This is a genomic window from Acinetobacter lactucae (assembly GCF_013344765.1).
In the GTDB taxonomy this organism is placed as follows: Bacteria; Pseudomonadota; Gammaproteobacteria; order Pseudomonadales; family Moraxellaceae; genus Acinetobacter; species Acinetobacter lactucae_A.
The window spans coordinates 1-7724 of sequence record NZ_JABVBF010000165.1 but is presented as its reverse complement, the minus strand read 5'-3'; the positions used below and the strand labels follow the sequence as shown (position 1 = coordinate 7724).

The window sequence follows — 7724 nt, the reverse complement described above, 5'->3', positions numbered from 1 at the left end:
GAATTATATGGGGTTTGAAAAAACTACATCGCAGATATTATTTGATAATGGTGTACATAAATGTATTAGTTTTACCAGTTTGGTCAAAGGGGAGGGCATCCAAGCCAATCAATTTTTAATTATTGATCATGAGCGTGCTGCTGTAATCGATCCGGGTGGCGATTTGACTTACGTTCCATTAACGATGGAATTAAATAAATATACTCGCTTGGAAAATTTAGACTATGTGATGGCTTCGCATCAGGATCCGGACATTATTACCTCAATGCCACGCTGGCTGGTCTATACCGATGCTAAAGTCGTTGCATCAAAATTATGGGCACGATTTTTACCACATCTAAATTCCTCGTTTATGAGTGAACGTATGAAAGGGAATTGGGAGGATCGCCTTATTGAATTACCCGACCGCGGCCAAGTGATTCAATTAGGAGAGTCAAAACTTATAGTAGTTCCTGCTCATTTTCTACATTCGGTGGGTAATTTTCAATTTTATGATCCGGTCGCTAAAATTTTATTTTCTGGAGATATGGGTGCCTCGATTGTTGAGGATGCCAATCAGCCGTTAAAAGATTTCGATACTCATGTCATGAAAATGAAGGCTTTTCACCAACGATATATGTGTTCCAATAAGGTTATCCGTTTGTGGGTTAACATGGTGCGCCAGATGGATATTGAAATGATTGTGCCTCAACACGGTAGTCCATTTATGGGTAAAGAAATGGTCAATCAGTTTTTAGACTGGATTGAGACATTGCCGTGCGGCGTAGATTTAATGACTGAGCAAATTTTTAGCTGTCCAACCTAAAAAATGAGATTCATTATCTTGAGTCCAATTTGAAATTTTTTTAGTATTTTCCGTCGCAGAAAAATTTTTGATGACGAGAATTTGAATAAAATGTTATCTCAAGTTGCGACTCCAGATGAATGCCTACGCTGTGGGGCGTGTTGTGCACATTTTCGGGTTTCATTTTACTGGGCTGAGGCCGAGTTAATAGATGACCATCTAATTGAACCTCTGACGCCTATTTATTCTTGTATGCGTGGAACCAATCAGACTCAGCCACGGTGTCAGGCTTTGACGGGTGAAATTGGTAAAGAAGTGGGTTGTTCTATCTATGCAATGCGTAGTTCTACTTGCAGAGAAGTACAGATTGCCGATGAGCAATGTAATAAAGCTCGCTTGGCACATCAGTTGATTCCTCTGATTGAATTAAGCCCATCAGATTCAGAGAATGATCATGACTATGATCAGGTGAGTTAAATGTGAGCTAACACAATAATAAGTGAGAAATATTTAGAGTAGGCGAATATCTATTGCTGAAAAAGGCAAAGATAATATGAAAATTGCATCGAAATTTGTTTATAATAGCTCACGGAATTTACCAGTGAGATTGTTATGCTGACCATCGTTCAAGAAGCGCTAACCTTCGATGATGTCTTATTACTTCCTGCCTACTCTACTGTTCTCCCAAAAGATGTCTCTTTAAAGACACGTTTAACTCGCGGCATTCATTTAAATATCCCATTAGTTTCAGCTGCAATGGATACAGTGACTGAGTCACGTATGGCGATTGCTATGTCACAAAATGGTGGTATCGGGATTTTGCACAAAAACATGGATATTGCTGCTCAAGCTGCAGAAGTACGCCGTGTGAAAAAATTCGAAGCGGGTATGGTGAAAGATCCAATCACTGTAACGCCTGAAACTACAGTACGTGAACTGATTGCAATTACCTCTGCTAATAACATTAGCGGTGTGCCTGTTGTGAAAGACGGCAAGGTTGTTGGTATTGTGACAGGCCGTGATACGCGTTTTGAGACCAATTTAGAACAACCTGTTAGCAACATCATGACAGGCCAAGATCGTTTAGTAACTGTACGTGAAGGCGAGTCTAAAGAAAATATTCAAGCATTATTGCAAAAACACCGTATTGAAAAAGTCTTGGTCGTTGGCGAGAGCAACGAACTTAAAGGCTTAATTACAGTAACTGACTTCCGCAAAGCTGAGAGCTATCCAAACAGTTGTAAAGATGATCTTGGTCGTTTACGTGTTGGTGCTGCGGTAGGTACGGGTGCTGATACACCAAGTCGTGTGGAAGCATTGGTTGAAGCTGGTGTTGACGTAATTGTTGTTGATACAGCACATGGTCACTCTGCTGGTGTAATTGAACGTGTACGTTGGGTGAAACAAAACTTCCCTCAAGTACAAGTGATTGGTGGCAACATTGCAACTGGTGATGCTGCATTAGCATTATTAGATGCAGGTGCAGATGCTGTAAAAGTAGGTATTGGCCCTGGTTCTATCTGTACAACACGTATTGTGGCTGGTATTGGTATGCCACAAATTTCTGCGATTGACAGCGTTGCTAGCGCACTAAAAGATCAAATTCCTTTAATTGCAGATGGCGGTATCCGCTTCTCTGGCGATATGGCAAAAGCGATCGGTGCGGGTGCAAGTACGATCATGGTCGGTTCTCTTCTCGCTGGTACTGAAGAAGCGCCAGGCGAAGTTGAGTTTTTCCAAGGTCGTTACTACAAAGCATATCGTGGTATGGGTTCATTAGGTGCAATGGCGGGAGCAACCGGTTCTGCTGACCGTTATTTCCAAGATTCAAAAGCGGGTGCTGAGAAGTTAGTACCAGAAGGGATCGAAGGCCGTGTTCCATATAAAGGCCCAATGGGTAACATCGTTCATCAAATGATGGGTGGTTTACGTTCATCGATGGGTTATACAGGTTCAGCTGTGATTGAAGATCTTCGCCAAAATGCGAAATTTGTGAAAATTACTTCAGCGGGTATGTCTGAGTCACATGTTCACGATGTAACGATTACCAAAGAAGCTCCAAACTACCGTGTTGGTTAGATTTTGGTAACTAAAACAATCAAGAAAGCCGTCATTACACTGACGGCTTTTTGTTTTTGGTGTAAAGTAAATCTAACGAAAAGAAATATGGCGGAATTGCCATATATGAAGTGAGCCACCGCTGAAGTGGCGTAAGAATGAGATAAGCTATGAGTTATTTTGGTACGGATGGTATTCGTGGAAAATTTGGGCAAATGCCTATTACTCCAGAGTTTGCTTTAAAACTCGGTTTTGCTGCAGGGAAGGTATTAAAACGAACGAGTCCAAAAAATAAACCGCTCGTTGTATTAGGAAAAGATACTCGTTTATCTGGTTATATTTTAGAGTCTGCTTTGCAGGCGGGGTTAAACGCTGCTGGTGTATATGTTCATTTACTTGGTCCATTACCAACACCAGCAATTGCGCATCTTACTCGTGCTTTACATGCTCATGCAGGTATTGTTATTTCTGCATCACATAATCCATATTTTGATAATGGTATTAAATTTTTCTCAAGCGAAGGCAAAAAATTACCAGATGCTTTGCAAGAAGAAATTAACCTTGAATTAGAAAAAGAGTTGTTTATTGAGGACACAGCAAACTTAGGTAAAAGTGTTCGTGTAAATGATGCAAACGGTCGCTATATCGAATTTTGTAAATCTACGTTCCCTTACCACTTTGACTTAAATAATTTAAAGATTGTTTTGGATTGTGCTCATGGCGCTGCATATAGCGTTGGTCCCTCAGTTTTCCGTGAGCTAGGGGCGAAAGTTATTGCTTTATATAATGAACCTGATGGTCTTAATATTAATGAAGGTTGTGGTTCAACACATCCTGAAAGCTTACAAAAAGCAGTAGTTGAGCATCAAGCAGATTTAGGGATTGCCTTTGATGGTGATGCTGACCGTGTAGTAATGGTCGATAAGTTTGGTAATTTAATTGATGGTGACCATATCTTATATATTTTAGCGACTCAAGCCCAAAATAAGCCAGCAGGTGTTGTTGGTACAGTCATGAGTAACATGGCATTAGAGGTCGCACTTGAAAAAGCAAATGTTGGTTTTGTTCGTGCAAAAGTCGGTGACCGCTATGTGTTACAGGCATTAGAAGAAAATGGTTGGGTTACAGGTGGTGAGCCTTCTGGTCATATTCTAACTCTAGATAAGAGCACGACTGGTGATGCCATTATCGCCGCACTTCAAGTTTTAACCGTGATGGTCGAGCAAAATAAGGCTCTTCATGAATTGGTTCAAGACTTTAAACTATTCCCGCAAATTCTTGTGAATGTACGTTTAGAGCAAATGCTTGATCCTTATTTAATTCCAGCATTGGTTGCTGAATTTAATAAAGCAGAAGAACAACTTAAAGGTCGTGGTCGTATATTAATTCGTAAGTCAGGAACTGAGCCTGTGATTCGTGTCATGGTTGAAGGTGATAACGAGCAAGAAGTGAATGCTTTGGCTGAGCATTTGGCAAATGCGGTTCGTTCACAAGCACAAGTTGCGTAAGGTGGTATGACATGAGTGATGTCATTAAAGATTTAAGTGAGTTACGCTTAAGTTATGAGCAAGGAGAATTGCATGAAGGGCAGGTTGAATCAAACCCTCATCAGCAGTTTCTGGGTTGGTTTAACCATGCTCTAGCAGCCAATTTGCATGAACCCTATGCAATGTCATTAGCGACAGCAAGTGCGAATGGCAGACCTCATGTTCGAACAGTTTTGTTACGTGGGGCTACGGAAGCTGGGTATGATTTTTATACGAATTATGACAGTCAAAAAGGTATAGATTTGGCAGAAAATCCATATGCCGAATTATTATTTTACTGGCCAAGTCTAGAGCGTCAGGTGAGAGTAGGTGGTCATGTAGTTAAAATTGCTGAGCAAGAGTCTACAGACTACTATCTTAAACGACCACGTGATAGCCAGATTGCAGCACATATCAGTACGCCTCAAAGCGGAAAGATCGAAAGTCGAGAGTTGTTACAGCAGCGTTTTCAAGAGTTACAACAGCAAGTTGAAAGTCGTGAAGTGCTTGATAAGCCGGAGTTCTGGGGAGGCTATCGTCTGCAACCAGATTATTATGAATTCTGGCAAGGGCGACCAAATCGTTTACATGACCGCTTGAGTTATGAAAAAATCGACGGTCAATGGACGCTGCACCGACTGATGCCTTAAATGACAAAAATACAAATCAAACAAAGACCTTTATTGACACGCCCTGAACAATTTCAGGGCGTGCCTCCGTTTATTGCCGAAATTCTGGCAAGGCGTGGGGTACAATCTGAACAGGAATTAGAATTAAAGCTTAAGAATTTATTAGCTCCACAGCTCAAGGGATTAGAAACTGCCGTGGCATTAATAGATCAAGCTATTGATGAGCAGAAAAAAATTGTTATTGTCGGCGACTACGATGCCGATGGAGCAACCAGTACAGCTTTAATGGTATTGGTGCTTCGCGAAATGGGAGCACAAGTCGACTATTTGGTTCCAGACCGATTTAAATACGGTTATGGACTGACTCCTGCCATTGCTGAGCTTGCTCATCACACCTATCAACCCGATCTATTAATTACTGTCGATAATGGGATTTCCAGCCATGCTGGTGTTGATGCGGCACACGCACTGGGTATGCAAGTGGTTATTACCGATCATCATTTAACAACTAAAGAAACACCGCTTGCAGAAGCAGTTGTAAACCCAAATCAGTTAGGTTGTGAGTTCTCAAGTAAGGCACTTGCAGGCGTTGGAGTTGCATTTTATGTACTGGCCAATTTAGCAAGTTTACGTAACAAGCAAAACAAAAGCACAAGTAAAGTCACTCAATATCTAGACTTGGTTGCTTTAGGAACTTATGCCGATGTTGCTGTCTTAGATTATAACAACCGTATTTTGGTCGATGCAGGTGTAAAACGCATTCAGCAACATCAATGCCGAGTTGGAATATTGGCACTGTTAGATATTGCTGGTCGAGAGGCATCGTCTTTACGTGCGCAAGATTTAGGATTTGTGCTTGGGCCACGTATTAATGCAGCAGGGCGTATGGAGAGCATGCGCATCGGGATCGAATGCTTGTTAGCTGATACTATGGAATCTGCGTATCCGATCGCGAGACAATTAAATCAATTAAATATAGAGCGCCGTCAAATCGAAGGGGAGATGAAGCAACAAGCCTTATCTGCTTTAGATAGCTTGCAGCTCTCAAAAGAAGACATTCCTCCAGCTCTTGTACTTTTTGAAGAAAACTGGCATCAAGGTGTGATTGGAATTGTAGCAGGGCGTTTAAAAGAACAGTTTCATCGCCCCACCATTGTGTTTGCGCCAGATGAAGATGGTATTCATATTAAAGGATCAGCACGTTCAATTGATGGGGTACATATTCGAGATTCGATTGAACAGGTTGCCGAACACCATCCGGAATTGGTGAGCCATTTTGGAGGCCATGCAGCAGCAGCTGGTTTAACCATACGTAAAGAAAACTTTGAAGCTTTTAAAACTGCATTTACCAATTGCATTGCAGCAATGGAAGAATCTTTGTTTCAAGCAACGCTATGGACGGATGGAGAACTCCCTGCTTCGGCTCTGCAACTAAATACATTAGATTGGATAGAACAGCTTGGACCGTGGGGACAAAAATTCCCTTTCCCACAGTTTGAAGGACATTTTAAAGTTGTTGATTATCGCTGGCTTAAAGAAACGCATTTGAAGCTTAAATTAGCACTAGATCAATACAGTTTTGATGCAATTGCTTTTAATGCAGCGGGCCGTTTTGAGTTTGATCCAATGCGTGATCATGTACATTTGGTCTATGAAATAGATCGTAATGCATTTAATGGCAATGTGAATTTGCAATTGCGTATTGTTCATTTAAGCCAATAAAAAATCCGCTCATTAGAGCGGATTTTTTATGTGCTTTTAAGCGATATTAGAAGCGGTATCCTGCACGAACACCATAAGTGTTGTCGTTGTCACCGAAACCAATACGACCTTCAAGACTTACTTGCTGATTCAAGAATTTTTTAGCATTGATACCAAATTCATCTTTATCAGTTAAGTCGTTGTTGTAATAATCAGCACCAACACTTAAAGTTTTGTCGATGTAGTAGTCACCACGAACTTTATATTCGTCTAGGTCACCAAACGCACCGAATGCTTCAAGGTTTACATCATGTTGACCTACTTGAGTTACGTATTTAGCACGTACTGTTGGATCAGCGCCGTCTTTACCGTCTTTCTCATCGTAACCTTTAACACCTAGAGCAAGTAATAAACCAGGAGCTGGTAAATAACCTACTTCAGCTGCATAAGTAGTTACTTTGTGGTCGATATTAGTGTTGTCAATTTCAGTTTCATTTCTGCCTACATCACCGCTAAGGTAGAAATCTGAGTTAGGAACGTAATATTCAACACCTACGCCATACTGAGTGTCTTTTGTGCCGCTATTATCGCCATAGTTGATAAGGGCGTTAACGTTACTTGCACGGCTTAAGAAAGCTGCTTCAGCAAGTGGAGCGTTACGAGTTTGAACAGGATTGAAGTAATAAGTCCCGTCAACACCGAATTTACTTACGCTGCTACCGTCGTCTGGATCAAGATAATTGTAAGAACCACCAACTTCAGCTTGGTAAGCGTTTGCTGCGCCACTCACTGCGAGTGCAGATAAAAGAGCTGATGCAATTGCTAGTTTTTTCATGGAATCTCTCCCCTCTAAAAAGCGATTTTATAAATGTTTTGTTACAACTTTTAGTCTAGACGAAAAAGCTTGGTCGTCAATCTTAAGCGAGTAACCAGACTGTAATCATGTGCTGTTTATGTAAATTGAATTAATTTAAAATATTGATTTTGAAATATAAATTAATAATGTTTTATTTTATTAAAATTGAG

The 7724-nt window shown here is 40.8% G+C and carries 7 protein-coding genes; 6 read left to right on the top strand and 1 reads right to left on the bottom strand.

Going from position 1 to position 7724, the window contains the following annotated elements; genetic code table 11:
* Window positions 1–7 precede the first annotated feature (7 nt).
* From HUN22_RS14085 to recJ, 6 genes are all read left to right on the top strand, one after another.
* Window positions 8–805: an MBL fold metallo-hydrolase gene (locus tag HUN22_RS14085; RefSeq protein ID WP_174730544.1), complete on the top strand. Its 798-nt coding sequence runs from the start codon at window positions 8–10 to the stop codon at window positions 803–805.
* A gap of 90 nt (window positions 806–895) precedes the next feature.
* Window positions 896–1261, top strand: coding sequence for a YkgJ family cysteine cluster protein (locus HUN22_RS14080; RefSeq protein WP_174730540.1), 366 nt, complete (start codon window positions 896–898; stop codon window positions 1259–1261).
* A 135-nt stretch (window positions 1262–1396) separates the two neighbouring features.
* On the top strand, window positions 1397–2863 hold the full coding sequence (guaB, locus tag HUN22_RS14075) for an IMP dehydrogenase (RefSeq protein WP_002121951.1): 1467 nt from the start codon (window positions 1397–1399) through the stop codon (window positions 2861–2863).
* Between the two features lie 149 nt (window positions 2864–3012).
* Window positions 3013–4350, top strand: a complete 1338-nt coding sequence (gene glmM, locus HUN22_RS14070; RefSeq protein WP_174730537.1) for a phosphoglucosamine mutase — start codon at window positions 3013–3015, stop codon at window positions 4348–4350.
* An 11-nt stretch (window positions 4351–4361) separates the two neighbouring features.
* Window positions 4362–5018, top strand: a complete 657-nt coding sequence (gene pdxH, locus HUN22_RS14065; protein ID WP_174730534.1) for a pyridoxamine 5'-phosphate oxidase — start codon at window positions 4362–4364, stop codon at window positions 5016–5018.
* Window positions 5019–6719, top strand: a complete 1701-nt coding sequence (gene recJ / locus HUN22_RS14060; protein WP_174730531.1) for a single-stranded-DNA-specific exonuclease RecJ — start codon at window positions 5019–5021, stop codon at window positions 6717–6719.
* 46 nt (window positions 6720–6765) lie between these two features.
* On the opposite strand, the gene HUN22_RS14055 is transcribed toward recJ, so the two are convergent.
* Entirely contained in the window at window positions 6766–7533 is a 768-nt protein-coding gene (locus HUN22_RS14055; RefSeq protein ID WP_174730528.1) for a putative porin, read from the bottom strand.
* Between the last annotated feature and the right edge of the window lie 191 nt (window positions 7534–7724).

Excerpts from the sequence above, each read along its gene's own strand:
- HUN22_RS14085 (WP_174730544.1), top strand. The coding sequence starts at position 8 with ATGGGGTTTGAAAAAACTACATCGCAGATATTATTTGATAATGGTGTA.
- HUN22_RS14080 (WP_174730540.1), top strand. The coding sequence starts at position 896 with ATGTTATCTCAAGTTGCGACTCCAGATGAATGCCTACGCTGTGGGGCG.
- guaB (WP_002121951.1), top strand. The coding sequence starts at position 1,397 with ATGCTGACCATCGTTCAAGAAGCGCTAACCTTCGATGATGTCTTATTA.
- glmM (WP_174730537.1), top strand. The coding sequence starts at position 3,013 with ATGAGTTATTTTGGTACGGATGGTATTCGTGGAAAATTTGGGCAAATG.
- pdxH (WP_174730534.1), top strand. The coding sequence starts at position 4,362 with ATGAGTGATGTCATTAAAGATTTAAGTGAGTTACGCTTAAGTTATGAG.
- recJ (WP_174730531.1), top strand. The coding sequence starts at position 5,019 with ATGACAAAAATACAAATCAAACAAAGACCTTTATTGACACGCCCTGAA.
- HUN22_RS14055 (WP_174730528.1), bottom strand. The coding sequence starts at position 7,533 with ATGAAAAAACTAGCAATTGCATCAGCTCTTTTATCTGCACTCGCAGTG.